Annotated in this window: 1 pseudogene; it reads right to left on the reverse strand. The window is 39.6% G+C overall.

The window, feature by feature from the left end:
• Window positions 1-389, reverse strand: a pseudogene (glyA, locus tag J7R10_RS09475) (serine hydroxymethyltransferase); the annotation flags it as partial.

Consider the following 389-nt stretch of genomic DNA (forward strand, 5'->3'; position numbering starts at 1 on the left):
GTCGGGGATAAGACGAACCACCTGCTATTATAAGCTTTGGTTTACGTTCTTTTACGAGCCGTTCAACTACCTCCATATCAAGAATCTGGTCTTCTTGACGCACACCATAGCTAACAACATCAAACCATTTTCCTGACATATTAACAGATGAACCGTGCGTAAGATGACCACCAGCATTTAAATCCAGTCCCATAAATGTATCATCAGTCTGAAGTAAAGCTAAAAATATAGCTTGATTCATTGGGCTACCTGAATGAGACTGAACATTTGCAAAAGCCGCTCCAAAAAGCTGGTTTGCTCGTTCAATTGCTAAATCCTCAATAATATCAACAAACTGACATCCCCCATAATAGCGCTTTCTTGGATTACCTTCGGTATATTTATTGGTT

This window comes from Bartonella vinsonii subsp. berkhoffii ATCC 51672, from assembly GCF_902825225.1.
Classification (GTDB): Bacteria; Pseudomonadota; Alphaproteobacteria; order Rhizobiales; family Rhizobiaceae; genus Bartonella; species Bartonella berkhoffii.